Here is a 25,646-nt window from a genome sequence, read left to right as displayed (position 1 = left end):
GGGCGTGCGTAAAATGCGCGCCCTCATTTGTTTTTCTACTATATAAATAAAGAGGAAACTTTAGAGGAAAATCAATATTAATGAAAGGAGACCAAAATGCCTACATTTAACCAGCTCGTTAGAAAGGGCAGAACTTCAATTAAGAAGAAGTCAACAGCACCTGCACTTCAGAGAGGATTTAACTCCTTACAGAAGAAAGCGACGACTAACAATGCTCCGCAGAAGCGTGGTGTATGTACAGCTGTAAAGACAGCTACACCTAAGAAGCCGAACTCCGCACTTCGTAAGATTGCCAGAGTAAGACTTTCCAATGGTATCGAAGTAACATCATACATCCCGGGAGAAGGCCACAACCTTCAGGAGCACTCTGTTGTTATGATCAGAGGCGGACGTGTTAAGGATCTTCCTGGTACTCGTTACCATATCATCCGCGGCACACTTGATACCGCTGGCGTAGCCAACAGAATGCAGGCCCGTTCCAAGTACGGCGCCAAGAGACCTAAGGCTAAGAAGTAATTCTGGCAAGGCTCAAAAAGTTAGTAACGAAGCAATTTTAGACATGGTTATGACGGATAATTTGGTCCACTATATAAAGATGGTGTGTCCAGAGCAGTCCGCATGAACTCGCAAAACGGAACTGGCGGCATTCTCTGTAAATTCCGCAGAGTCGGATGCGAATGCAGAATATCGGTTCAGGTTGCGAAGAGTACCTGAGATCTAAATTAAATATTTAAGGAGGGAAGTAACGTGCCACGTAAAGGACATACTGTACACAGAGACGTTCTGGCAGACCCGGTTTACAGCTCCAAGGTTGTAACAAAGCTCGTTAATTCCATCATGCTTGATGGTAAAAAGGGTGTTGCTCAGAAAATCGTATACGGAGCTTTTGAACAGGTCGCTGCTAAGACCGGCAAAGAAGCTACCGAGGTATTTGAAGAGGCAATGAACAATATCATGCCTGTTCTTGAAGTTAAGGCAAAGCGTGTCGGCGGTGCAACTTATCAGGTCCCTATGGAGGTTAAGCCTGAGAGACGTCAGACACTTGCTCTCAGATGGCTTACCGAGTTCTCCAGAAAGAGATCCGAGAAGACACAGGCTGAGAGACTTGCTAATGAAATTATGGATGCTGCCAACAATACTGGTGCGGCAGTAAAGCGTAAAGAGGAAATGCACAGAATGGCAGAAGCTAATAAGGCATTTGCTCATTACAGATTCTGATAAGGAGGAACGACATTGGCTGAGAGACAGTATTCACTTGAGCATACAAGAAATATTGGTATTATGGCGCACATCGATGCAGGTAAGACCACTCTTACAGAGCGTATCCTTTTCTACACTGGTGTAAACCACAAGATCGGTGAGACTCATGATGGTACTGCTACCATGGACTGGATGGCCCAGGAGCAGGAGAGAGGTATCACCATTACTTCAGCCGCTACCACCTGTCACTGGACTCCGGAGCACGAGCATGTAAAAATTGCCGGTGCTCCTGAGTATCGTATCAATATTATCGATACTCCGGGCCACGTTGACTTTACGGTAGAGGTTGAGCGTTCACTGAGAGTACTTGATGGCGCTGTCGGTGTATTTGATGCCAAGAGCGGTGTAGAGCCTCAGTCTGAGAATGTATGGCGTCAGGCTGATACCTACCATGTTCCTCGTCTTGCATTCATCAACAAGATGGATGTAGTTGGTGCAGACTTCTTCCATTCTGTACAGACAATCGTTGATCGTCTTGGTAAGAACTGTATCATGGTTCAGATCCCGATCGGTCGTGAGGACACCTATGTTGGACTCGTAGACCTTTTTGAGATGAGAGCTTATTATTATCTTGATGATAAGGGTGAGAAGATCGAAATCAAGGATGTTCCAGATGAGCTTAAGGACCAGGCTGAGGAGTATCACTCCAAGATGGTTGAGCAGATCTGCGAGCTTGATGATGATCTTATGATGCAGTATCTGGATGGCGAGGAGCCTTCTATCGAGGATATGAAGAAGGTACTTCGTAAGGCAACTATTGCAGGAGATGCAATTCCATGTCTTTGCGGTACCGCTTACAGAAATAAGGGCGTACAGAAGCTTCTGGATGCTGTTATTGAGTATCTGCCGGCACCAACCGATATCCCTGATGTCGAGGGTACTGATCTCGAGGGCAATCCTGAGACTCGTCCTTCTTCCGATAATGCACCGTTTGCAGCACTTGCATTTAAGATTATGACGGATCCGTTTGTAGGTAAGCTTGCATACTTCAGAGTATATTCTGGTGTCTGCAGAAATGGTTCTTACGTCCTTAATTCCACAAAGGATAAGAAGGAAAGAGTCGGCCGTCTGCTTCAGATGCATGCTAATAAGAGAATGGAGCTGGATGAGGTATTTTCCGGTGATATCGCTGCTGCTGTAGGTTTTAAAAATACTACAACCGGTGATACGATCTGTGATGAAGAGCATCCGATCATTCTTGAGTCTATGGAGTTCCCGGAGCCTGTTATTTCTGTCGCTATCGAGCCTAAGACCAAGGCTTCTCAGGGCAAGATGACAGATGCACTGGCTAAGCTTGCCGAGGAGGATCCGACCTTCCGCGTAAGAACAAATGAGGAAACCGGTCAGACAATCATTTCCGGTATGGGTGAGCTGCACCTGGAAATCATTGTTGACAGACTTCTCCGTGAGTTCAAGGTAGAAGCAAATGTAGGTGCACCTGAGGTTGCTTATAAGGAAACCTTCACCAAGCCTGCAGATGTAGAAGGAAAGTACGTTCACCAGTCCGGTGGTTCTGGTATGTACGGACATTGTAAGGTTAAGTTTGAGCCGATGGATCCGAACGGTGAGGAGACCTTTAAGTTTGAGTCTACCGTTGTTGGTGGTTCCATCCCGAAGGAGTACATTCCGGCAATTGAAAAGGGTATCAGAGAGGCAGCCAACAGTGGTGTGCTTGCAGGATTCCCTGTTCTGGGTGTACATGCCAATGTTTATGATGGTTCTTACCATGAAGTCGACTCTAATGAGCGTGCATTTGAGTTCGCAGGATCTATGGCATTTAAGGCAGCAATGCAGAAGTCAAATCCTGTGCTTCTTGAGCCGATCATGAAGGTTGAGATTACTACTCCTGAGGAGTACATGGGTAATGTTATCGGCGATGTAAACTCACGTCGTGGAAGAATCGAGAGTATGGAAGATATCCCATCCGGAAAGCAGATTAATGGTTTTGTTCCGCTTGCTGAGATGTTTGGATATGCTACCGACCTTCGTTCCAAGACACAGGGTCGTGCAAACTACTCCATGTTCTTTGATCACTATGAGAAGTGCCCGAAGAACGTTCAGGACAAGGTGTTGGCTGAAATTAACGGAAAGAAGTAATTTATTTCTTCTAAATGCTGTTATAGCCCGTATCAAAGCGGTGCGGGCTATAAAATATACTTGATAAAAAATACAACAAATGCTAAAATTATGATTACTGAATTGGCTAAGGTGAGAGTCTGAGTTTATTCAGTGCTAATGTACTGCACGGAGCATGCCAATGCATGCGTGAGTGCTTGACATGAATTTCGTTGTATTACATTTTTTCCAGGAGGGATTTAAAAATGGCAAAGGCACATTTCGAAAGAACGAAGCCACATGTAAACATTGGTACCATTGGTCACGTTGACCACGGCAAGACTACTCTTACAGCTGCTATTACTGCTGTACTTGCAGATCGTCTTGGACTTGAGAATGCGGTTCCTTTCGATCAGATTGATAAGGCACCGGAGGAGAGAGAAAGAGGAATCACCATTAACTCCGCTCACGTTGAGTATGAGACTGCTAAGAGACACTATGCACACGTTGACTGCCCGGGCCACGCTGACTATGTAAAGAACATGATCACTGGTGCTGCACAGATGGATGGTGCTATCCTTGTAGTAGCTGCAACTGATGGTGTTATGGCACAGACCAGAGAGCATATCCTTCTTGCTCGTCAGGTAGGTGTTCCAGCTATCGTTGTATTCCTTAACAAGTGCGATATGGTTGATGATCCTGAGCTTCTTGAGCTGGTTGAGATGGAAGTTAGAGATCTTCTTAATGAGTATGACTTCCCGGGCGATGAGATTCCTGTAATCCGTGGTTCTGCTCTTAAGGCTCTTGAGGATCCGAAGTCTGAGTGGGGCGATAAGATCATGGAGCTTATGGATGCTGTAGATTCCTACATTCCTGAGCCTGTTCGTGATGATGAGAAGCCTTTCCTTATGCCTGTTGAGGATATCTTCACCATTACCGGTCGTGGTACTGTAGCTACCGGCCGTGTAGAGCGTGGTGTTCTTAAGCTTAACGATGAAGTTGAGATCGTTGGTATTTCCGAGGAGACTGAGAAGTCCGTTGTAACCGGTATGGAGATGTTCCGTAAGACTCTTGATGAGGCTATGGCTGGTGATAACGTTGGTCTGCTTCTTCGTGGTATCAACCGTGATCAGATCGAGAGAGGACAGGTTGTCTGCAAGCCGGGTACTGTAAAGTGCCATAAGAAGTTTACCGCTCAGGTTTACGTCCTTACAAAGGATGAGGGTGGTCGTCATACTCCTTTCTTTACTAACTATCGTCCGCAGTTCTACTTCAGAACAACTGATGTAACTGGCGTTTGCGAGCTCCCAGAGGGCACTGAGATGTGCATGCCTGGCGATAACACTGAGATGGAAGTTGATCTTATCCACCCGGTAGCTATGGAAGAGGGTCTTCGCTTCGCTATCCGTGAGGGTGGTAGAACCGTTGGCTCCGGAAGAGTTGTAAAGATTCTTGAGTAATTTCATAATCTGACTTTACAAGAGCAGTCTGCAAATGCAGGCTGCTCTTTTTAAATTTATCCGCAGTTGACGGACGATATTTTAATAGTTATGATTACAGAGTGCCTTCAAATTGAACAATGTAAGGCAGATGTTTTAAGAAATATGCTATGTTAGGCGCTTTATGAAACTTTTGACTCGTTCTTATTTTACTCTTGCAGCAATTTCTGTCGCTGCTTTTCTATTTACTACGGGATTTGCAAAACCAAATGAGCAATATCTGAAGTCAGCAACCTACTACTCAGACGAATGGATTGTGAATTTCTGGAATACAGAGTCTGATCATATGGATGCGGAGCTTCAGCAGATCGCTGAGGATGGATTTAACAATATCATACTTGTTATACCATGGAGGGAATTCCAGAAGGAATCCGGATCCTATAACCAATATGCCTTAGATAAGCTGGATCAGGTTATGAATGCAGCTGCAAGACACGGGCTTTCTGTAGCACTCAGAATGGGATATACCTGGGATTATGCACCAGGGGAAAGTGCTACAACCAGAGTGACCAAGCTTGTACAGAATGAGCAGATGCGGAATCAGTGGTTTGCATATCTCAAAAAGGTCTATGATAAGGCTTCTACTCATGATAATTTTGCCGGAGGATTTACCACCTGGGAGGATTTCTGGACGTTTACGACAACAGCGGCAGGGTATGGCAAAACGGAAGGAAGCATTCGCATAGCAAAGCTTACAGGGTATACAGAGTATGCTTTAAGCCATTATACATTGGATGAACTCAAGGAGCTGTATCGAGATCAGGGGCTCACAGAAACCAAGATCTATTTTCCCTCATCGGCAAGCCCTGCGCGTAAAGTATTTTTTGAGTGGTATGACAGCTTTTTAATGCAGCTGCTTACAGAGAGTCAGCAATATTTTCCGGATCTGTCCTTTGAAGTACGTATGGATGGTGACCGGATTTATGGTACCAATGGATCACAAACGTATGTAAGCCATTACAGTACCTTTGGTGCGGCAGATGCCTCTTATGCTTCAGCGATGTGGAGCCCGACAATGTTTACCGGAGGAGGAACCCTGACTTCAGATCAGGCATTGAACTCTCTTAAAACTGCTTTAAAGACGATTCATGATGCAGGCGGTAAAAAGGTTTATCTGGAGCAAATGCTTTTTACAGATAATACACCAGGATTTGAAGCGAATGCAAAAATCCGGGAAAGTGACAAGGCTTCTTTTATAAAGCGTTCTTCTGCAATTTTGAAGGAATATGGCAACGGTTATGGACTATGGACCTACAGGGATTATGCCAACAATAAGTTGTATAATCCACAGTTTGCGATGGGCGAGAAGGGATGGAGCTTTGAGCAAGGGGCTTCTGTAGGAGTGATCGAAGGAAGCCATGTGGCGATTCTTAATAAAGGTGCTTCTATTTATAGCGGATTAGCAGACAGCAATGGAACCCAGAATGGGACAAAAACTACGATCTCGTTTACGCTTGGAAGTGTTGGAGCTTCCGGAAGAGTGAGAGTTATACTTGATCAAGGGGAGAGCCGCAGCTTTGCTGCATCAGAGCAGAAAGATACGATTTCCTATGAAGTAGACGGTCATCCAGATTCTATACGCTTTACCTCTGAAAGCGGAAAGATTTATGTAGATAACGTAAAGGTTTATAATTTGGTGACGGAGGGTGAAGTATACCATATCGATGGTTCGCCTGCTTCCTGCAGGGATGCAGTCCGTGAATTAAATGCTGCACTTAAATGAGGTAGACTGAAAAATTACCGATCGTATTTGCGTCATTGAAACTTGACAGTAAGTCTCTTCCGTGAGGTCACTACCGGAAAAATCAATAGTGACTGTATCATCGTTTTACTTTGACGGGTAATGCATTGACGAGCTCTGTCAAAATGGATATAGTAAGTAGGATTCACCGTTTATCAAATTATTTAGTGAAGTTATATATTGAGGTAATCATTATGGAAACATTTTCTTTTAAACCGAGTCGTATGGTTTGTGCGCAGAATATCAGCTTCGATCTTGAGGATGGTAAATTATATAATGTAAAGTTCCGGGGCGGCTGCAACGGTAATCTGCAGGCAATCAGCAAGCTTGTTGAGGGACAGCCGGCAGAAAAGGTTGCGGAGCTTCTGCATGGAAATGACTGTAATGGCAGGGGAACATCCTGCGCAGATCAGTTTTCAGATGCAATTATGGAAGCGCTTAAGCAAAAGGAAGGAAGCTCCAAATCTGCCTGAGGCAATGGAATGTAAGAAAGATTGTTCTTTTATTCTGCCCCGGTCTATTGTATGATGGACATAGTATTATGCACTGCAGATAGTAATGTATACAGTGTATAGAGCAGAAGGGGGACAGTTTTGTGAGACAGAGTGTAAAAATTGCTGTTGCAGCGGTACTATCGGCTATTACCATGGCAACTACTGCGGTGGCTAAAACCAGCTCTATAGCCGCGCCGGACAATGTTTCATTAAACAGCAGCGGAGCTGATATTACGGTAAGCTGGTCGGCACCACAAATCTATGGGATCGACCAATATGAAATCCAGCTGGTAAAAACCAACGCCAATGGCAGTACACATAGCAGCGTAAAATCTCAAAAGCTGGATGCAGGTGAGGGTACAACTGCAGATTTTACAGTCGGAGCCAGAGGTTATTATACTGCGAGAGTGCGCGCAAAAGATGTAGGAAATGACTGGAGCAGTTGGTCGGGCTATGCAGATAATATCGTAGCCGTATATACAGAGGATGTGAACGGAGGCTTACCTCGTGTTTCTACAGCGGGCTCCAGCAAAGGACCCGGCGTCAGCAGTTCCTCGGCTACAGGGATATCTTCTCATGGAACGCAGCAGGGACCTGGTATCACAGGGACTGCCCCCCGGAGTTCTAATGGTCAGAGCATCAATAGTTCCGGCATCGGAAACGGATGGTCGTCGGCAACAGTGACTTCAAGACATGTTGTTGCCAATACCTATCAGAGTACCGGATGGCAGACCGATGCTCAGGGCAGATGGTATCTCGACAATGACGGGACCTATCCGGTCAGTACATGGAGAAGGATCGGAGATAAGAACTATCATTTTAATGAATATGGATATATCGACTGGAATCGTTGGATACTGGAGTCTAATGGTTCCTGGTATTTCTGTAAAGCAGATGCTGAAATGGCACTTGGCTGGAATCTGATCAATGACCGATGGTACTATATGAACCCGGCAAATGGACAGATGTATACAGAAGGACAGCATACCATCGACGGTAAAACGTATTATATGGATGCAAATGGTGCCATGGTAAGTGATACCTGGATTGGCGGACACTACTATGGCCGTGATGGAGCAAGAGCGAACTAAGTATGGATAGAAGGCTTAAGGATCTTGATGATGTCGATAAGGCATTAAGAGAAAATACGGTAGAGGAGATCATCGCACGTAAGACGAAACACAGGAGGCAAATTGCCGCGAGAAGACGGCGGAAAAGCCAAATGCAGGCGGAGAGCGGGATTCTGGTGATTCCTGCTATTATTGTTGTATTAATGATCCTGATCGTAATCCTGGATCATGCCGGAGCAGGTCATAAGGGCAGAACACCTGAAACTGCAGCCCCCTTACAAGGAAGCATGGAGGCGACAGCTTCGGATCTTATGGAAACCAGTGCCGGGAATGTGGAGGACTCCACAGAAGAAACGCAGGATCCGACCATTGTCCGGGAATATAATGATAATGTGCTGGAGGATTTCTTTAAACGGTATTTTGCGGCAAAGCTGTCAGCGGATGTAGATACCATCTATAAAATGAGTGGTGTCACCAATAAGACAGATGCAGAAAAGGAACAGTTCCGGCAGCAGTTAAAGACGCAGGCAGGGTATATTGAGAGTTATGACAACATTAAATTATATGCCGTAAACGGACTCGAAAAAAATTCCAAGCTCGTGTTTATTACATATGATGTCAATTTCCGGCGTGCTTCTCAACCGGCACCTGCGATCATGTACTGTTATATTAAGGTAAATGATCAGAACGAGTTTGAGCTTGTGGAAAACATGACTCCGGAGCAGGTGAAGTTTATTAATTCTTATACTACAGGACATCAGGAGGTCATTGAGCTGATCAATGCGACCAATTCCCGACTGCTGGAGGCATTATCCTCGGATTCGCGATTAGCGGTGATCTATGATGCATTCCAGACAGGGCGTATCTACAGTGAAGACCAGTCTGTCATTGACTCTGAGGTTTCCTTGATTTCTGTTGAAACGGAAGCGGAGACCACTGCGTCTGAAAGCAAAGATGCGTCCGCGTCAGGGAACCGTTCCGGTTCTGATGGAGATACAGAACAAAAGGAGACATCTGCAAAAAGTACATCCCGTCGTACGGAGACTACTGCAGCAGAGACTAAGAGTGCAGGAGCTTCCTCTAAGGGCACATCCGGAACTACTTCCGCCGCTGAAAATTCGCATGATGTGGTTGAAGCAGGTGGCGATCCGCATGTGACAGAGGCACCAACGGCTTCGTCTGCTGCCCAGGCAGCGGCAGGACCTGGTGGAGGTAATGCGGATTCCGGAAGTAACAGTAATGGAAACAGCGGCGCTCCATCCGGAGATGTTGTGGAGGTTGGACAGGGACCAGAGGGTTAACCGTTTACAAACAGGAATGGCAATGTAACATTAGAAATGAAAATGTGGGGCAGGAGTTTCTCTCTTATTAGAGATGACTCCTGCCTGATTGCTTTAACGTAGAGATATTGCATAAGATCGCAAATTATCTGAGAGTGTAGTATAATAGCAACGCTGATTTTTCTTGAGCAAAAGAGATTGATGTACATATAAATATTCAGGAGCGTATATAAAGGAGCGTATATAAAATGGAAACCAAAGATTTTTATTATGATCTGCCGGAGGAACTGATCGCGCAGGACCCGCTGGAAAAACGGTCAGATTCCAGACTGCTTTTGATAGATCGCTTTACAGGAGCAATTAATCATCGGCATTTTTACAATATCATTGACTACCTGCACCCGGGAGATTGCCTTGTCATCAATGATACCAAGGTCATCCCTGCACGCCTTCACGGGGTAAAAGAGGAAACCGGAGCACATGTTGAAGTACTGCTGTTGCAGCGGAAAAATGCAACGGACTGGGAGTGCCTTGTTAAGCCTGGTAAAAAAATGCGTAACGGTGCAAGGGTGGATTTCGGAGATGGAACTCTTAAGGGGGAAATCATCGATACCATAGATGACGGCAACCGCATCATCCATTTTGAGTTTGACGGTATCTGGGAGGAGGTTCTGGATAAGCTGGGAGAAATGCCGATTCCACCATATATTCACCATCAGCTTAAGGAGAAGGAACGCTACAACACGGTGTATGCCAAAAATGATGGTTCGGCTGCAGCGCCGACTGCGGGACTTCACTGGACCAGGGAGCTGCTTCAGAAGGTGAAGGATAAGGGAGTTGAAATTGCACATATTACGCTGCATGTAGGTCTCGGAACCTTCCGACCGGTTAAGGCTGACAAGCTGGAAGATCATCATATGCATTCGGAATTTTATATTGTCGAGCCGTCGGAAGCGGCAAAGATCAATAAGGCGCACGCGGAGGGACATCGGGTAATCTGCACCGGTACAACATCCTGCCGCACACTGGAATCGGCTGCAGAGGCAGATGGACATCTGGATGCCAAGTCAGGCTGGACAGATATCTTTATTTACCCGGGATACCGGTTTAAATGCATGGATGCATTGATTACCAATTTCCATCTTCCGGAATCCACGCTGGTCATGCTGGTGTCGGCATTCAGCACCAGGGAAAATGTGCTCCGTGCCTATCGCATAGCCGTCCGTGAGAAATACCGCTTTTTCTCTTTTGGAGATGCATGCTTTTTTGCAGATTTCCGAAACGATAAGGAGCTTCCGGCGGAGCTTGATCCGAACCTGAATGGTGAGGTTATATTTACCTCGGATGATACGATTCCTCCAATCGGGGAAATAGAAGGAATAAGCCATGAGAATAAATAAACGACTTTCTGAATTGGGCTTCTGCTCCAGGAGAGAGGCAGATCGGCTGATTGCAGATGGCAGAGTTACCGTCAACGGCAAGGCGATTGAGCTCGGACAGCAGGTGACAGAAGAGGACTCCATTGAGGTAGATGGACACTGTGTCAATCCGCATGCTTTAAAGGCACAGGCACATAACCCGGAGGAGGCCTATGAGCTTAGCTCCGGCAGCCGGAAGATGATGAGCCGGTATGGAGAGACCGTTTCCACTAAGAATCAGGATTATGATAAACCAAAGCCGGTTCTGCTTGCATATTATAAGCCGAGAGGGATTGTCTGCACGACATCTGATAATGACAAGGCTACCAATATTGTTGAAGCCGTGCATTATCCGACCCGGGTTTATCCGATTGGACGTCTGGATAAGGACTCCGAGGGATTAATTTTTCTTACCAACATGGGCGATCTTGTCAACCGGATCAATCGTGCAAAAAACTATCATGAGAAGGAATATGTCGTTTCTGTGGACAAAATCCTGACGCATGAATTTCTAGAGCATATGGCGGATGGGGTATATCTTAAAGAGCTAAAGGTAAAGACCCGCCCTTGCGAGGTGTGGCAGGATATGCGCCTTCCGGTATCCATTCGCACGCATCAGTTCCATATTGTGCTTACACAGGGGCTGAATCGACAGATCCGCCGGATGTGTGAGGAGCTTGGCTACAAGGTTAAAAAGCTCCGTAGAGTCCGGATTATGAATGTTAGACTCCAGGGCTTGCGTCCGGGAGAGTATCGGGAGATTGATGTATCCGAGCTGGGACTTCCTGAGAGTGAAAGTGCAGATAGCGGAGAAATTCCGGCAAAGAGTCAGAAGAAGTAAAGGCTGGCATTTACAGAAGGGTATTAAAGCTTAAGATAGAGGTGAGGATGGCTTTGAATCAGAAGGATAGTAAGGAGCAGACAGATAAGCTCGTCAGAATGAAGAAGCTAGTGGCGCAGCTGGATCAGGCTTCGCGTGCGTATTATCAGGACGGAAATGAGATCATGTCAAACTTTGAGTATGATCGGCTATATGATGAGCTTCAGACCCTGGAGACGGATACAGGAGTCATCCTGTCTGCCTCCCCCACGCAGCGGGTAGGGTACGACGTGCTGTCAGAGCTTCCCAAGGAGCGGCATCCCAGTCCGATGCTGAGTCTTGATAAAACCAAGTCGGTGGATGACCTTGCTGCATGGCTCGGAGATCAGGAGGGGCTTTTATCCTGGAAAATGGATGGGCTTACCGTTGTCTTGACATATCAGGGCGGCAGGCTGCAAAAGGCCGTCACGCGGGGAAATGGAGAAATCGGCGAGGTGATCACACAAAATGCGCTTGCCTTTGATAATCTGCCAAGCAAAATTTCCTTTATGGGAGAGCTGGTCCTTAGAGGAGAAGCCATCATTCGCTACTCTGAATTTCAGCACATCAATGAAACCATTTCCGATGCAGATGCCAAATACAAGAACCCACGAAATCTCTGTGCAGGTTCGGTACGCCAGCTGGATCCGCGCATTACAAAATCCCGCCATGTAAATCTTGTGGCATTTACGCTGGTTTCTGCAGTTGATACCAACCAGCAGGAGGTGGATTTCCATAACCGGCGCTCGGAGCAGTATGAGTTTTTGAGTCAGCAGGGCTTTGATGTCGTAGGCTGGAAACGAGTGAATCGTGGCAATATCCATGAAACAGTCAAGTGGTTCGCAGATGAAATCAATCATAATGACTTCCCGTCAGACGGACTGGTGCTGATCTACGAGGATATTGCCTATGGACTATCGTTGGGCCGCACGGCAAAATATCCCCGTAACGCCATTGCATTTAAATGGTCGGATGAAACGGCAGAAACTGTGCTTCGAGAGGTCGAATGGTCCCCGAGCCGGACGGGACTCATTAACCCCGTAGCTGTTTTTGACCCGGTGGAGCTGGAGGGAACTACCGTAAGCCGCGCAAGTCTGCACAATTTGTCGTACTGTGAGGACCTGAAGCTCGGGCTTGGAGATCATATCACGGTATATAAAGCCAATATGATTATCCCTCAGATCGCGGACAACCTGACGAAGTCCGGAAACCTTACGCCGGCGAAGATCTGCCCAGCCTGCGGTAAGCCTACAGAAATCCGTAACGATAATGACTCCAGATATCTGTATTGCCCCAATCCGGATTGTCCGGCTAAGAAAATCAAAAACTTCTCGTTGTTCGTATCCAGGGATGCTTTAAATATTGATGGATTATCTGATGCTACATTGGAAAAATTTATCGGACATGGTTTTATCCATGATTACACGGACATTTTTCATCTTGACAGGCATAGGGACGAAATCGTGGCAATGGATGGTTTTGGGGTGAAATCCTATGATAATCTCATTGCTGCAGCAAAATCTGCTTCAGAAACCGACCTTTACCGACTGATTTATGGTCTTGGCATTGCAGGAATCGGGCTTGCAAATGCTAAGCTTTTATGCAGACATTTCGCTGATGATCTTGAGAAACTAAAACATGCCAGTGTAGAGGAGCTTCTTGAGGTGCCCGGCATTGGAGAGGTGCTGGCAGAGAGTATTGCTGCATATTTCCATAACCCGGAAAAAATGCAGGCACTGGATGCACTCCTTAAGGACATTCATCTTCGCAAAGCTAAAGAAGACGACACTACACCAAAAACGATGGAAGGTAAGAGTGTTGTGATCACGGGTGCACTTCGGCACTTTGCAAATCGTAAGGAGCTTCAGGAACTGATTGAAAAAGCCGGAGGCAGAGCTGCAGGTTCGGTTTCTGCTAAAACAGCATATCTTGTGAATAATGATATTACATCTACGACAGGGAAAAATAAAAAAGCCAAGGAACTTGGGGTTCCTATTGTCACAGAAGATGAGTTCTTAAAGCTTTTGCAAGGAAATTTGCACTTAGAAACTGAACCATAAGGAGTGTAATAAATGGACTTTACCAATTATGATTTATATTTCCCAAATCTTGGCATAGGCATCGAGCATCTCAAAAACTCGATTTCGCCCTTTGGATTCAGGATTGCCTTTTACGGCATTATCATAGGGATCGGCATGCTGCTAGGGTTTCTTGTCGCCGGCTATGATTATAAGCGCCACGGCAGAAATCCGGATGATATCCAGGATTTTGGATTGTATACAGTGATTTTTGCAATTCTGGGTGCCAGAGCGTATTATGTCATATTTGAATGGGATTATTATAGCAAGCATTTAAATGAGATTCTGAATATCCGACAGGGAGGTCTCGCCATTTACGGTGGCGTGATTACTTCAATCATTGCCTGCTTTTTATTCTCAAGATGGCGGAAACTGAATCCGCTTGAGCTTGCAGATAGTGGGGTCATCGGATTGATCCTTGGGCAGGCAATCGGCAGATGGGGCAATTTTTTTAATGCTGAGGCTTTTGGAGGATATACCCATTCGTTTTTGCAGATGCGCATCAAGCTGTCTATTGTTAATCCCAACATGCTGGATGCCGATGTGCTTAAGCATGTGGTGAATGTCAGCGGTGTCGAGTATATCCAGGTTCATCCCACATTCTTTTACGAGAGTATGTGGAATCTGATGGTATTTCTGATTTTGTTTATGACATCACCCAAAAAAAGATTCAATGGTCAGATATTCTACATGTATCTTGGCTTGTACGGACTTGGCAGATTTTTTATCGAGCAGCTGCGGACAGATTCACTCCTCCTCTGGGGAACCTCGATCCCGGTATCGCAGGCATTATCTGCGGGACTGGTGCTTATAAGTATTGTTTGTATCGGTGTAAACCGGATCCGCCTGAAAAAACAAAAAAATGCTGGGTAAATTCTGTAATATGGATGAAGCTATGGATGCAGATACATTACGATACATTGCAGATACATTCTGCTTCATGAAATAGAGTTGAGAAAAGAGAGCCTGTCTGCTATAATATTTTGGCATGTCGGGCTTTTTTATTGCTTTTAAAGCGGGATAAAGGAACCATAAAAGGCATATATCATAAGATCTTTTAACCTTACATATAAAGGAGAAATGACGTCAATGAAGTTAGGAATCGTTACATAACGGCCTATTTCATGTATCTCCACAAAGAGTGATAAATCTCTCTAAAGCCGCATAAATACTGGACTTCGGGAAAATTTGACATACATATAACTCGATATAAATTCTTATAATTTATAGGAAATTGGTACTCGCATGGTACTCGGAATGGTACTCGTTCTGGTACTCGAACATGCGGGCATGAGAGCATATTAACGATGAATTTGACAGGTTAAAGAGACCCCGAGCTTAGCGAATAACACATAGTGCCGATAATAGTGGGAGATGAAAAACTGGCCACTGTGGAAGCAGTGTGATTACAACTTAAGATAACATTAAGAGACGTTTGTCTGATTTCAATCCAATCAGCCAGACGTCTTTTTTTTACCCGAACGGAGGATGACAACATGCCCTACGATTATTTCTATGGAGCTGCCGGAGCCAGCCAGTATGCTTTCTTCAGGATACCGAAGCTTCTTGTGCGTGGGGAACAGTTCCATGACATAAGCACAGATGCGAAGCTTCTGTACGGGCTGATGCTCGACAGGCTTCAGTTATCCATAAAGAACAGGTGGTTTGACGAAGATGATCGCGTCTACATCGTCTATACCATCGAAGACATTATGGAGGATCTGAACTGCGGAAACCAGAAGGCAGTGAAGACGCTGGGAGAACTTGAGAAGAAAGCAGGTCTCATCATAAAAAAGAGGAGAGGACTTGGAAAGCCATCAATCATCTATGTCCTGAACTTTTATTCGGCAAGACATAATAAGCACGGTAGAACAGGATGGGACGATGATGCTGGTACATCAGGAGGACAAGATGAAGACCATGAAAGTGTGGATAGTGTGGACAGAGATATCCAGAAATTTGAAAATCACATCTCTGAAGTTGACGGAATCATTACCCGGAAGTGTGAAAAACACATGTCCGGAAATGTGATGCCTGCATCTTTTGAAATGTGCGAATCAAAATGTAATAAGAATAACCAGAATAAGACTGAGATCAGTAATAACAATCTTATCAATCCCATCGTAGAAAACGAGAAGCTGTCTGCAGATGACTGGCAGAATACAAAAAGTGATGGATCGGATGAGATGGCTGAACGCAGAAAATATGAGAGTTATCTCTGGGAACATCTGGGGATGGACGGTCTGCTCATCACCCATAAATATCGTGGTGAGATGCTGAAGGAAATCTTCAACATCATACTTGATACCATCACTTCTAAATCCAGATATATCAGGTGTGCAGGTGAGGATAAGCCGGCGGAAGTCGTGAAGGCTCAGTTTATGAAGCTTGATATGTCTCACATTGAGTATGTCATCGGAAGTCTGGATTCAAATATTCTTGATATCAGGAATATCAAGGCATATCTGATCACCACACTCTACAATGCTCCGCTTACGATAGACAGCTACTATACGACAAAGGTTCACTACGACATGGCGCACTACATACCGCCACAAACGGATAACACAGAGGAGGGAACATCATGACAGCAAGTATATACGCAATCGTTAATCAGAAGGGAGGTACAGCAAAAACGACTACTACAGAAAATCTTGGGATAGGTCTTGCGAGAGAGGGAAAGAAAGTCTTGCTTGTAGATACTGATCCGCAGGCTTCACTTACTATCTCTCTCGGATTTCCGAGGCCGGATGATATAGAACCGGCGCTTCCGGATCTTATGCGAATGGCGATGGATGAGGAGCTGATCCCGAAGGGAACCGGTGTCATTCATCACGATGAAGGAATAGATCTGATACCATCAAATATCGCGTTAGCAGGAACTGAGGTATCGCTGGTGACAGCCATGAACCGCGAGAGAATCATGAAACAGCTTCTTGGAGACATGAAAAAGGACTATGACTTCATTCTCCTTGACTGTATGCCGAGTCTCGGGATGTTGACAGTAAATGCTCTGGCTGCAGCGGACAATGTGCTGATACCGGTTCAGGCAAATTATCTGTCTGCCAAAGGTCTGGAACAGCTGCTTTCTACGGTGAGCAAGGTGAAGCGTCAGATAAACTCGAAGCTTAGGATCGAGGGGATCCTGCTTACGATGGTGGACGGCAGGACAAATTACGCGAAGGAGATATCTAACCTGATTCGGGATACCTACGGCAGCCACATCAAGGTATTTTCCACAGAGATTCCAAGATCAGTCAGAGCGGCAGAGATCAGTGCCGAGGGCAGGAGCATCTTCCTGCATGATCCGAAGGGAAAGGTGGCACAGGCATATCAGATTCTTACGAAGGAGGTAATTGATAATGCAGAGAAAAGGCGCAAACATCAGCTTGAGCAGCTTCGATGATATCTTCTCGACAGAGGAATCAAGGCAGGAGAGCCGGGCAGAGAAGATACAGGAAATCCCGCTTTCAGAGCTTCATCCCTTTAAGAATCATCCATTCAAGGTGAAGGATGATGAACAGATGGCAAAAACGGTGGAGAGCGTAAGAGAGTATGGCGTCCTGGTGCCGGCAATCGCAAGACCTCTTCCGGACGGTGGCTATGAACTGATTTCAGGTCACAGAAGACATCATGCTTCTGAACTAGCCGGGAAAGAGACCATGCCGGTTATCGTAAAAGACTTGGATGATGACCAGGCGACGATCCTTATGGTAGACAGTAACCTGCAGCGAGAAGAAATACTCCCTAGCGAACGTGCGTTTGCTTTTAAGATGAAAATGGAGGCCTTGAAACATCAGGGAGAGAGGACGGATATAACTTCACGACAAGTCGCCGGGAAGCCGGGTTCTGGCGAAAAAGAGGAAGCGGATTTAACTTCGTGCCAACTTGGCACGAAGTTGGGAAGCAGTAAGAAATCCAGTGAAATCATTGGGCAGCAGACAGGCGAGAGCCCCAGACAGGTGCAGCGCTATATCCGCCTTACGAATCTGATTCCTGAGCTTCTGGATATGGTTGATAACAAGAAAATCTCATTCAACCCGGCAGTGGAGCTATCGTACCTGTCTGTTGATGAACAGGAGCAGTTTGTGGCTGCTATGGAGGAGCTTGAAACGCCTCCGTCTCTTTCACAGGCGCAGCGCCTTAAGAGATTCAGTCAGGAAGGCAAGTGCACACAGGAAGTGATACAGGCTGTTCTTGAAGAGGACAAGAAGGCGCCGCTTGAGAGAGTAGTCATAGATGACAAAGTACTGAGGAAATACTTTCCGAAATCTTACACGCCAAAGCAGATGGAGGATCAGATCATAAGGCTTTTAGAACAGTGGCAGAAGAAAAGGAACAGACAGCAGGAACTATGAGGACCGTTTCAGGGAAATTCCCGGGAATGGTCTTTTTTATTGATTCAGATAAAGAAGGAGGACAGACAGATGATGATGAATACAGAGGAGAGGGTGATGATAACGGATCCTGCAGGGGATATCTGCCTGCATTCGCTAAGCGACCCGGCTGTGGAGAGGATAGTCATGGGAGATGATGTGATTCTTATCAACCTGAATGAGAGGCTAGTTCTGATCTGTGGGAACGAGGATGTAGCAAGGGTAGGAGGAGAGGTCTTCCTCTTCGGAAGGGCGCTTATCAGCAGACTTGATGATGACGACATCCCGGTCGGAGTCACTGATTACGATATAGATGACATGGTGCTGGAGATGACACGCAGACTTACAACAGCAAGGATCGGAGAGTTCTGTATTCCTGTCGTTCATCTCAAATCAATAGAGGAGGTGTCGGATGGTACAGGAAGATGTTGAAAACAGGACAGTGAATCTGGCGGTCACGACCACGAAGCTATCGGCAAGGGCAATCTGCCATGGGATCAGGACATTTCTGGCACACAGGAAGCACCAGAAGGTTTACCCCAAGGAAGTGCACGGGAAACAGAGCGTAAAGAAGCTCTTAGGGCAGCCGCAGGCGGTGACGAAGATGCCGCTCAACGATGCAAGCATAAGAGAGTTTGCTCATCTCGCCAGAAAATACGGAGTGGATTTTGCAGTGACAAAGGACAGATCGAAACACCCGCCGCTCTACACCATATTTTTCAAGACAAAGGATACCGAGGCGTTCCAGCATATCGCAGATACACTGGTAGAAAGACAGATGAACAGGAAGGATAAGAAGCCGAGCCTGTTAAGTCAGCTTGCGAAGCTAAAGGAGATCATCTCAAAGATTCCTCACAAGAGCCGTCACAGATCAAGGGAGCAGAGCCTATGAAGCAGGAATTTAAGAGGAAGCTTATCTTAAATATCCCATACATCGCCCTGGGACTTTTTGCTACGAATCTAGGCGAGGCGATTCGCATAGCTTCAGGAACCAATGTCTCAGAGAAGATGCAGAGCCTGATCCTGGGAGGTGCATTCTCCTATGCCATTTCTAATCCGCTTCCGAGTATCCACCCGGCAGATATTCTCGTCGGGGCGGCCTGTGCCGGAGCTCTAAAGCTTGCAGTTTATCTGAAAGGAAAGAATGCAAAGAAGTACCGCCATGGAGAGGAGTACGGATCAGCCAGGTGGGGAAGCCATAAGGATATCGAGCCGTTCGAGGATCCGGTGTTTCAGAACAACATGATACTTACAAAGTCGGAGAAGCTTACGATGAGCAGTCGTCCGAAAGACCCGGCATATGCCAGGAACAAGAATGTTCTTATCGTCGGCGGCTCAGGTTCAGGAAAGACCAGATTCTGGCTGAAGCCGAATCTCCTTCAGATGCACAGCTCCTATGTGGTCACGGATCCGAAGGGTTAGATTTTAAGAATACAGAGAAAATAGGTCATTAAAAAATGAAGTGTTTTCTGTGTGTTCTTATTTTTAGCATTATGAAAGGAGCTGAGAAAATGGCTAAAGATAACAGAATAACAGCACTTTATGAGCGTCTGTCTCGTGATGATGAGATTCAAGGAGAATCGAACTCCATAACAAATCAGAAACAGTATCTTGAAGATTATGCGGTACAAAATGGTTTCGAGAATATCCGACATTTCAGTGATGATGGATATTCAGGAACAAATTTCAACAGACCGGCTTTCAATGCACTTTTGGCAGAGATTGAAGCCGGAAGAGTTGGAACAGTGATTGTCAAGGATATGTCACGATTTGGCAGAAACTATCTGCAAGTAGGGTTTTATACTGAAATGATGTTTCCAAAGAAAGGTGTCCGCTTTATTGCAGTTAATAACGGAGTTGACAGTGCCAATCCGACAGATAATGATTTTACACCATTCCTGAATATTATGAATGAATGGTATGCAAAAGACACCAGTAAGAAGATTAAGGCGGTATTTAAGGCTAGAATGAGAGACGGAAAACGTGTCAGCGGTGCTGTGCCTTATGGGTATTACAGAAAGCCTGAGGATAAGCAGACTTTGTATGTTGATGAAGTATCCGCTTCGGTTGTCAGACGCATTTTTCAGTTTGCTTGCGAAGGAATGGGAGCAACCGCAATAGCAGATACCTTGTCAGAGGATAAAGTGCTTATTCCGTCAGCTTATGCGAGACAGAACCATCCTGAGGATTGCCAGTGTACGAGATACCATGATGCTTATACATGGAATGCAACAACAGTCGGCTATATTCTGAGCAGACGTGAGTATTTGGGGCATACAATTCTTGGAAAGACAACGAAAGACAGTTTCAAAACGAAGCGAAAGAGAGTTGTGAATGAGGACGAGCTGCTTATTTTCTATAATACTCATGAAGCTATCATAGATCAGGAAACTTATGATAAGGCACAGAAAATGAGGAAACGAGTTTCACCTAGACGAAACAGTGAAAAGCCTACGCATAGGCTGTCAGGACTCCTTTATTGTGCGGATTGTGGAAGCAGACTGGCATATATCAATTCACAGTCGAAAGACGGAAAGACCTATGACAGTAATCAGGCATTCCGTTGTAGCCGGTATCACAATAAATATCATTCATGTACCGGTCATTATATTAAGGCAAGTACAGTAGAAATGCTGATTTATCAGGCAACTAAGAGAGTGTCACAGTATGTCCTGAATGATGAAAAGGAATTTGTGGAACAGTTGAAGGCACAGTATGAAATACAGTGTGAAAAGGACAATACCAATGATAAAAAGGAGCTATTGGAAGCTAAGCGTCGCATGATGGATTTAGATGATCTGATAAAGGGATTGTATGAAAATTTCACTTTAGGGCGATTGCCGGAAAGACAGTTCAATCGTCTTATGACAGAATATGACACCGAGCAAAGCAACCTAGAGCAGAGAATTTCAGAACTTGAAACGGCTACAGAACGTATATCCACTAAGGCAGTGCAGATTGATAAATTTGTGCGACTGGTTAAGAAATACCGAGATTTTGAGGAACTGACAACACCTATGCTTAATGATTTCATTGAAAAGGTTGTAATTCATGAAGCTGTGGGTGGCAGAACAAGAGACCGCACTCAGCAAGTGGATATTTACTTCAATTTCATTGGAAATTTCGTGCTTCCACTCAGTGAAGAAGAAGTGAAAGCATTGCAGTCAGAGGAAGCACGCAGAGCGGAAGAGATTGCAGAAAGAAAGAGAAATTCTTCTAAGAAATCTACACAGAAAAGAAATCAGAAACGTGCGGAAATCAAGGCAAAAGCAGAAGCTGGAGATCCTGAAGCTATGGCAGAATATAAAGCAATCCTTGAAAAAGGTAGACAGAACAACCGTAAGAGAGCTGAAAAAATGCGAGAATTGAGAATGGCTGACCCTGAATATCGGGCGAAGATGGAAGAAAAAGAACGCTTAGCATTGGAAAGGGAAAAGAAACGTCAGGAGCGTGCTACAAAGAAGAAAAAGATTGCTTTGGCAGAATTAAAGGAGCAGGCAGAAGAAGGCAATCAGGAAGCCGTCAGAGAGCTTGAGGAGCGTAGAGCTATTGCAAGGGAACGTTCAAGGAAATCAGCAGAAAAGCGTAAGCAGAGAGCAGAAAATGACCCTGAATATGCGAAATATTTGGAAGAGAGAAATGCAGAATACAACAGACGGCATACCGCAAGGAGAAAGGAGCAGTTAGAAGCTTTGAAGGCTAGGGCAGAAGCAGGAGATCAGGAAGCACAGAGCCAGCTTGCAGAGCATAAACAGTATCAGGTTAGAGCTACAGTAAAGAGTTACCGGAAAATGCGTGACGATGCATTAAGCGGAGATCCTATCGCAAAAGAGAGATATGAAAAAACACTGGCTAGGAGACGTGAAGCGTATCATACAAAGAAAAGTGAACAGACAGCCTAAGAGTAAGCATAATATCACAATATAATAGTTGCAGAATTGATGAGAATAAGCGGGAGCGATGCAATTATTGTAATAGACAATGAAGTATGGTATTGTATAGATGGTTTACCAAATCGTTGTTTGGCGATTTGGTAAATCCCAATAAATTAATTTTATAGGGAACAGAAAATTTGAATTTGCGCTTCTATAAGGTGGAATGTGTTGACACAATAAATACAGTATGATAGTATTATCATTAGAAAAAAGGATGGCACATTTCGTGTAAGGTGAGGAAATGATTAATAGATAATTTAATTTAAGTAAGACACATATAGTTATTGAGCCTGTAGAAAATAGGTTTATTTTTGTGTACGCTTAAGTTGGATTATCGCAAGAGGCATTTCCTTTGCTTTTCCTTAGGGAAAGGAATAAAGGTCTATTTGGCGAGTCTATTTTTGCGTATGCAAAAAAGGCTCGTTTTTGTGTGTACAAAAATAATTGACTCGTGTTTCGAAAAGGAGGAACTTTATGTTACAGATAAAGAAATTAAATTTAACACATAAAAAAGACCTGAGAGTAATTCTTGATGATTTCAACCTTGTGCTAAATGATGGAGATAAAGCAGTTATCATTGGAGAAGAAGGGAACGGAAAATCAACATTAATGAAGTGGATATATGATCCATCGCTTATAGAAAACTATATAGAAGCGGATGGGGAAAGAGTAATGGGAAACGAACGTTTTGGTTACCTTCCGCAAGAGATGCCCGATGAAGATAAGAAAAAAACCGTATACGAGTATTTTTCTGAGGAAGAAATATTCTGGGAGAAAACGCCAAAAGAACTGTCTGTTACTGCAGGAAAATTTGGAATAAAAAATGATTTTTTCTACAGTAGTCAGATGATGGGGAGCCTTTCAGGAGGAGAAAAAGTCAAGGTACAACTCATGCGGCTTTTTATTCGCGATGTTTCTGTGCTATTGTTAGACGAACCTTCAAATGATATTGACATTGCGACGCTTACATTACTGGAAAAAACCATAAATGAATGGAAACATATTGTGCTTTTTATTTCACACGATGAAACATTGATAGAGCGTACCGCCAACATGGTAATACATATCGAGCAGATTAAGCGAAAAACAGAAGCGAGATATACCGTGGCCAAGCTTCCCTATAGAAACTATGTGGAGGAACGGCTTCATAAATTTGAACTTCAAGAACAGAGGGCACTATGTGACCGTAGGGAAAAAAAGATTCGAGATGAGAAATATCAAAGAGTGTCTCAGAGTGTGCAAAGCGCATTAGCAAATTGTTCCAGACAAGCGCCGTCGGTGGCAAAGAATTTGAAGGACAAAATGCACACAGTTAAGGCTATGGGGCGAAGATTTGAAAGAGAAGACGAAAATATGACGCAAATGCCGGAGCAGGAAGAAGCAATCTTTTTTAAATTAGGAGATAAAAACGCATACATTCCAACAGGGAAAACGGTCATAGAATATGAACTTTCAAAGCTAATGACTCCAGAAGGCGAAAGAATTTTGGCAGAAGGAATTTATTTGAAAATAAAAGGATCAGAGAAAATCTGTATTATAGGAGCCAACGGGGCAGGAAAAACGACTCTTCTAAAAAAGATAGCGGAAGAACTTATGAATCGGAATGATATTAAAGCAGAATATATGCCCCAAAATTATGAAGATTTGTTGGAGCTATCTGTTACACCGGTTGATTACCTTGATAAAACAGGAGATAAAGAAGAGCGTACAAGAATTAGAACATACCTAGGTTCACTTAAATACACGCCAGATGAAATGGAGCATCCTATTCGGGAGTTGTCTGGTGGACAAAAGGCGAAAGTGCTTCTTTTGAGGATGAGTTTAAGTGGTGCGAATGTTCTTATTCTGGATGAGCCTACAAGAAATTTTTCACCATTATCCGGCCCGGTAATAAGAAAAATGCTCCGAGAATTTCCAGGGGCTGTCATTAGCATTTCTCACGATAGAAAGTACATTGAAGAGGTGTGTGATAAAATATATCAGCTAAATCCTAATGGATTACAGTTAATTAGTGAGTGATAAAAAAGATGAAAGACTGACAACTTTCAGGTTGTCGGATTGTAAAGGCAGAGCCTTACGCAAGGTGCAGGAGAAAGACTCCACTCGGGTTAAGGGCGAAGCGCCTTAGCAGGTCAAGGGTGCAACCATTGCCCAGTTAGTGGCGTTTCGCCACTAAGTACTGGGTATTACTTGTAGCAGAGCTTCACAAGATTAAGCAACTTCGTTGCAATTCCCTTCGGGAGAATAATTAAATATTGTTATTATTAACAGACTGAGTAGAGAAATTTACTTGGTCTTTTTTTGTAGAAAAAGAAAGGAAAGAAATGAATGAAAGCAACAAGGCATAATGGAAGAGCTGGTAAGCATGGAGCTTACAATCCTAAGCATAATGACCGTGAATTTGATGAAGAGAACAGTGAACATATTGATGCAGAGAGAACAAAATTCAATGTCTATTGGGACTGCTATCAGGGTTATAGTCTACCAAATGCTGAGAACGAAAGAGCAAAATTCACTTTCACAGAAGTAGAGAAAGCCTACTATGTTGAGCATTATTCAGGGCATGTGGACGGACAGAATGAAAGGAATCGAAAGGCAAGGCACTATGATAGAGTGAAAACAATTGACGGCATACTTACGAATACGAAAACGTGTCCGGAAGAAACGTTACTACAGCTTGGCAACATTGACGGAACAGTTTCAGCCGATGTGCTTGCTCAGATTAGCGCAGAATACTTTGAGGAATTTAATAAGAGATATGGTTCTCATGTACATATTTTGGACTGGGCTTTGCATCTTGATGAAGCTACTCCGCATATCCATGAAAGACACGTTTTTGACGCATTGAACCAGTATGGAGAATTATGTCCCCAACAAGATAAGGCATTGGAAGAATTGGGTTTTGAACTTCCGAAGCCGGATGAGAAAAAAGGAAAATACAACAATCGGAAGATGGTATTTGATGATGAGTGTAGAAAGCTGTTCATTAGTATTTGCCAAAAGCATGGATTAAATATTGATGTTGAACCGGTCTATGGTGGTGCAAGTTATTTGGAAAAGCAGGATTTTATCCTCATGAACCAACAGAAACGCATTGAGGAAAAGCAAGCCCTGTTAGACGGGCTTATGATGAAGATAGAGGACGTAAACGCAGTTGTTGAGGAAGCAGTTGACCTTGCCTATGAAAAGGCTTGTGAGGTTGTCACAGAGCGTGTGAAAGAGGAAACTGTGAAGCATGATGTTGATGTAGTAAAAGATTACGGAGAATTGTTGCAGAAACAGCCGAAGGAAAAACTCAGCGACAGTTCTAAGTCGGTAGCTTCCAAAGTCGTAAATGCGATTGTTTCCCGACTGGAGAAAGCGTCTCAGGTTCTTCTTGGGAATATTATCTTTGCATTAAATGAGCCGAAAAATAAGGTTAAGGCAAAAGAACAGATTAAGGAGCAGGCTAAGGTTTCTATTCAGGAGAAGTTGAAAGAAATGCAGAAGCAAGTCAGGGAAGCAGAGAAGAATAGAGATGTACCTATGAGAAAAAAGAATATGGAACTTTAAGGAGCATTTGTTATCCATGACTGGAGAGA

The 25,646-nt window shown here is 44.5% G+C and carries 20 protein-coding genes and 1 pseudogene; all 21 read left to right on the top strand.

Going from position 1 to position 25,646, the window contains the following annotated elements; genetic code table 11:
* The first annotated feature begins 96 nt into the window (after positions 1 to 96).
* The 21 genes and pseudogenes from rpsL to ACTNEN_RS09125 all read left to right on the top strand — a co-directional run bounded on the left by rpsL (position 97) and on the right by ACTNEN_RS09125 (position 25,617).
* The gene (gene rpsL / locus ACTNEN_RS09225; protein ID WP_441206014.1) at positions 97 to 516 is read left to right on the top strand and encodes a 30S ribosomal protein S12; all 420 of its coding nucleotides are present in this window, start codon (positions 97 to 99) and stop codon (positions 514 to 516) included.
* 231 nt (positions 517 to 747) lie between these two features.
* Positions 748 to 1,218, top strand: a complete 471-nt coding sequence (gene rpsG, locus ACTNEN_RS09220) for a 30S ribosomal protein S7 (protein ID WP_441206012.1) — start codon at positions 748 to 750, stop codon at positions 1,216 to 1,218.
* Between the two features lie 15 nt (positions 1,219 to 1,233).
* Positions 1,234 to 3,357: an elongation factor G gene (gene fusA / locus ACTNEN_RS09215; RefSeq protein ID WP_441206011.1), complete on the top strand. Its 2,124-nt coding sequence runs from the start codon at positions 1,234 to 1,236 to the stop codon at positions 3,355 to 3,357.
* 224 nt (positions 3,358 to 3,581) lie between these two features.
* Positions 3,582 to 4,775 (top strand): elongation factor Tu, encoded by a 1,194-nt coding sequence (gene tuf, locus ACTNEN_RS09210; RefSeq protein ID WP_441206010.1) that lies wholly within the window; start codon positions 3,582 to 3,584, stop codon positions 4,773 to 4,775.
* 163 nt (positions 4,776 to 4,938) lie between these two features.
* Entirely contained in the window at positions 4,939 to 6,537 is a 1,599-nt protein-coding gene (locus tag ACTNEN_RS09205; RefSeq protein WP_441206009.1) for a hypothetical protein, read from the top strand.
* Between the two features lie 212 nt (positions 6,538 to 6,749).
* Positions 6,750 to 7,028: a TIGR03905 family TSCPD domain-containing protein gene (locus tag ACTNEN_RS09200; protein WP_441206007.1), complete on the top strand. Its 279-nt coding sequence runs from the start codon at positions 6,750 to 6,752 to the stop codon at positions 7,026 to 7,028.
* Positions 7,029 to 7,150: 122 nt separating this feature from the next.
* Positions 7,151 to 8,140: a hypothetical protein gene (locus ACTNEN_RS09195; protein WP_441206006.1), complete on the top strand. Its 990-nt coding sequence runs from the start codon at positions 7,151 to 7,153 to the stop codon at positions 8,138 to 8,140.
* A 2-nt stretch (positions 8,141 to 8,142) separates the two neighbouring features.
* On the top strand, positions 8,143 to 9,420 hold the full coding sequence (locus ACTNEN_RS09190; RefSeq protein WP_441206004.1) for a hypothetical protein: 1,278 nt from the start codon (positions 8,143 to 8,145) through the stop codon (positions 9,418 to 9,420).
* A gap of 227 nt (positions 9,421 to 9,647) precedes the next feature.
* Positions 9,648 to 10,799: a tRNA preQ1(34) S-adenosylmethionine ribosyltransferase-isomerase QueA gene (queA, locus tag ACTNEN_RS09185; RefSeq protein ID WP_441206003.1), complete on the top strand. Its 1,152-nt coding sequence runs from the start codon at positions 9,648 to 9,650 to the stop codon at positions 10,797 to 10,799.
* The gene (locus tag ACTNEN_RS09180) at positions 10,786 to 11,658 is read left to right on the top strand and encodes a pseudouridine synthase (protein WP_441206001.1); all 873 of its coding nucleotides are present in this window, start codon (positions 10,786 to 10,788) and stop codon (positions 11,656 to 11,658) included. The genes queA and ACTNEN_RS09180 overlap by 14 nt, the downstream gene beginning before the upstream one ends.
* A 47-nt stretch (positions 11,659 to 11,705) precedes the next feature.
* On the top strand, positions 11,706 to 13,736 hold the full coding sequence (ligA, locus tag ACTNEN_RS09175) for an NAD-dependent DNA ligase LigA (protein WP_441205999.1): 2,031 nt from the start codon (positions 11,706 to 11,708) through the stop codon (positions 13,734 to 13,736).
* 12 nt (positions 13,737 to 13,748) lie between these two features.
* On the top strand, positions 13,749 to 14,627 hold the full coding sequence (gene lgt / locus ACTNEN_RS09170) for a prolipoprotein diacylglyceryl transferase (RefSeq protein ID WP_441205997.1): 879 nt from the start codon (positions 13,749 to 13,751) through the stop codon (positions 14,625 to 14,627).
* A gap of 623 nt (positions 14,628 to 15,250) precedes the next feature.
* Complete coding sequence (locus ACTNEN_RS09165) at positions 15,251 to 16,342, top strand: DUF6017 domain-containing protein (protein WP_441205995.1); 1,092 nt, start codon at positions 15,251 to 15,253, stop codon at positions 16,340 to 16,342.
* Positions 16,339 to 17,160 carry a ParA family protein gene (locus ACTNEN_RS09160; RefSeq protein ID WP_441205994.1) on the top strand — a complete coding sequence of 274 codons (822 nt, stop codon included), beginning with the start codon at positions 16,339 to 16,341 and terminating at the stop codon, positions 17,158 to 17,160. Before ACTNEN_RS09165 ends, ACTNEN_RS09160 begins: the two co-directional genes overlap by 4 nt.
* A complete protein-coding gene (locus ACTNEN_RS09155; protein WP_441205993.1) occupies positions 17,117 to 18,112 on the top strand; it encodes a ParB/RepB/Spo0J family partition protein in 996 nt (331 codons plus the stop codon). The genes ACTNEN_RS09160 and ACTNEN_RS09155 overlap by 44 nt, the downstream gene beginning before the upstream one ends.
* 69 nt (positions 18,113 to 18,181) lie before the next feature.
* Positions 18,182 to 18,562 carry a hypothetical protein gene (locus ACTNEN_RS09150; RefSeq protein ID WP_441205992.1) on the top strand — a complete coding sequence of 127 codons (381 nt, stop codon included), beginning with the start codon at positions 18,182 to 18,184 and terminating at the stop codon, positions 18,560 to 18,562.
* Positions 18,543 to 19,022, top strand: coding sequence for a PcfB family protein (locus tag ACTNEN_RS09145; RefSeq protein WP_441205990.1), 480 nt, complete (start codon positions 18,543 to 18,545; stop codon positions 19,020 to 19,022). Before ACTNEN_RS09150 ends, ACTNEN_RS09145 begins: the two co-directional genes overlap by 20 nt.
* Positions 19,019 to 19,549 (top strand): annotated as a pseudogene (locus ACTNEN_RS09140) (type IV secretory system conjugative DNA transfer family protein); the annotation flags it as partial. The gene ACTNEN_RS09145 and the pseudogene ACTNEN_RS09140, both read left to right, overlap by 4 nt.
* Before the next feature lie 92 nt (positions 19,550 to 19,641).
* Positions 19,642 to 22,032 carry a recombinase family protein gene (locus ACTNEN_RS09135; protein WP_441205988.1) on the top strand — a complete coding sequence of 797 codons (2,391 nt, stop codon included), beginning with the start codon at positions 19,642 to 19,644 and terminating at the stop codon, positions 22,030 to 22,032.
* 507 nt (positions 22,033 to 22,539) lie between these two features.
* Positions 22,540 to 24,084 (top strand): ATP-binding cassette domain-containing protein, encoded by a 1,545-nt coding sequence (locus ACTNEN_RS09130; RefSeq protein WP_346793722.1) that lies wholly within the window; start codon positions 22,540 to 22,542, stop codon positions 24,082 to 24,084.
* A gap of 309 nt (positions 24,085 to 24,393) precedes the next feature.
* Positions 24,394 to 25,617, top strand: a complete 1,224-nt coding sequence (locus tag ACTNEN_RS09125) for a serine/arginine repetitive matrix protein 2 (RefSeq protein WP_441205987.1) — start codon at positions 24,394 to 24,396, stop codon at positions 25,615 to 25,617.
* The last annotated feature ends 29 nt before the right edge of the window (positions 25,618 to 25,646 follow it).

It is taken from the genome of Oribacterium sp. HCP28S3_H8, from assembly GCF_052064775.1.
Taxonomy (GTDB): domain Bacteria; phylum Bacillota; class Clostridia; order Lachnospirales; family Lachnospiraceae; genus Oribacterium.
Note: the sequence above shows the minus strand (reverse complement) of the source record. Positions and strands in the feature narration are given on the sequence as shown.

Bases quoted from the DNA above. Each gene is read 5' to 3' on its own strand.
- ligA (WP_441205999.1), top strand. From the start codon at position 11,706: ATGGCTTTGAATCAGAAGGATAGTAAGGAGCAGACAGATAAGCTCGTC.
- ACTNEN_RS09180 (WP_441206001.1), top strand. From the start codon at position 10,786: ATGAGAATAAATAAACGACTTTCTGAATTGGGCTTCTGCTCCAGGAGA.
- ACTNEN_RS09150 (WP_441205992.1), top strand. From the start codon at position 18,182: ATGATGATGAATACAGAGGAGAGGGTGATGATAACGGATCCTGCAGGG.
- tuf (WP_441206010.1), top strand. From the start codon at position 3,582: ATGGCAAAGGCACATTTCGAAAGAACGAAGCCACATGTAAACATTGGT.
- rpsL (WP_441206014.1), top strand. From the start codon at position 97: ATGCCTACATTTAACCAGCTCGTTAGAAAGGGCAGAACTTCAATTAAG.
- ACTNEN_RS09200 (WP_441206007.1), top strand. From the start codon at position 6,750: ATGGAAACATTTTCTTTTAAACCGAGTCGTATGGTTTGTGCGCAGAAT.
- ACTNEN_RS09190 (WP_441206004.1), top strand. From the start codon at position 8,143: ATGGATAGAAGGCTTAAGGATCTTGATGATGTCGATAAGGCATTAAGA.
- queA (WP_441206003.1), top strand. From the start codon at position 9,648: ATGGAAACCAAAGATTTTTATTATGATCTGCCGGAGGAACTGATCGCG.
- ACTNEN_RS09130 (WP_346793722.1), top strand. From the start codon at position 22,540: ATGTTACAGATAAAGAAATTAAATTTAACACATAAAAAAGACCTGAGA.
- lgt (WP_441205997.1), top strand. From the start codon at position 13,749: ATGGACTTTACCAATTATGATTTATATTTCCCAAATCTTGGCATAGGC.
- ACTNEN_RS09135 (WP_441205988.1), top strand. From the start codon at position 19,642: ATGGCTAAAGATAACAGAATAACAGCACTTTATGAGCGTCTGTCTCGT.
- ACTNEN_RS09155 (WP_441205993.1), top strand. From the start codon at position 17,117: ATGCAGAGAAAAGGCGCAAACATCAGCTTGAGCAGCTTCGATGATATC.
- ACTNEN_RS09165 (WP_441205995.1), top strand. From the start codon at position 15,251: ATGCCCTACGATTATTTCTATGGAGCTGCCGGAGCCAGCCAGTATGCT.
- ACTNEN_RS09160 (WP_441205994.1), top strand. From the start codon at position 16,339: ATGACAGCAAGTATATACGCAATCGTTAATCAGAAGGGAGGTACAGCA.
- ACTNEN_RS09205 (WP_441206009.1), top strand. From the start codon at position 4,939: ATGAAACTTTTGACTCGTTCTTATTTTACTCTTGCAGCAATTTCTGTC.
- ACTNEN_RS09145 (WP_441205990.1), top strand. From the start codon at position 18,543: ATGGTACAGGAAGATGTTGAAAACAGGACAGTGAATCTGGCGGTCACG.
- ACTNEN_RS09125 (WP_441205987.1), top strand. From the start codon at position 24,394: ATGAAAGCAACAAGGCATAATGGAAGAGCTGGTAAGCATGGAGCTTAC.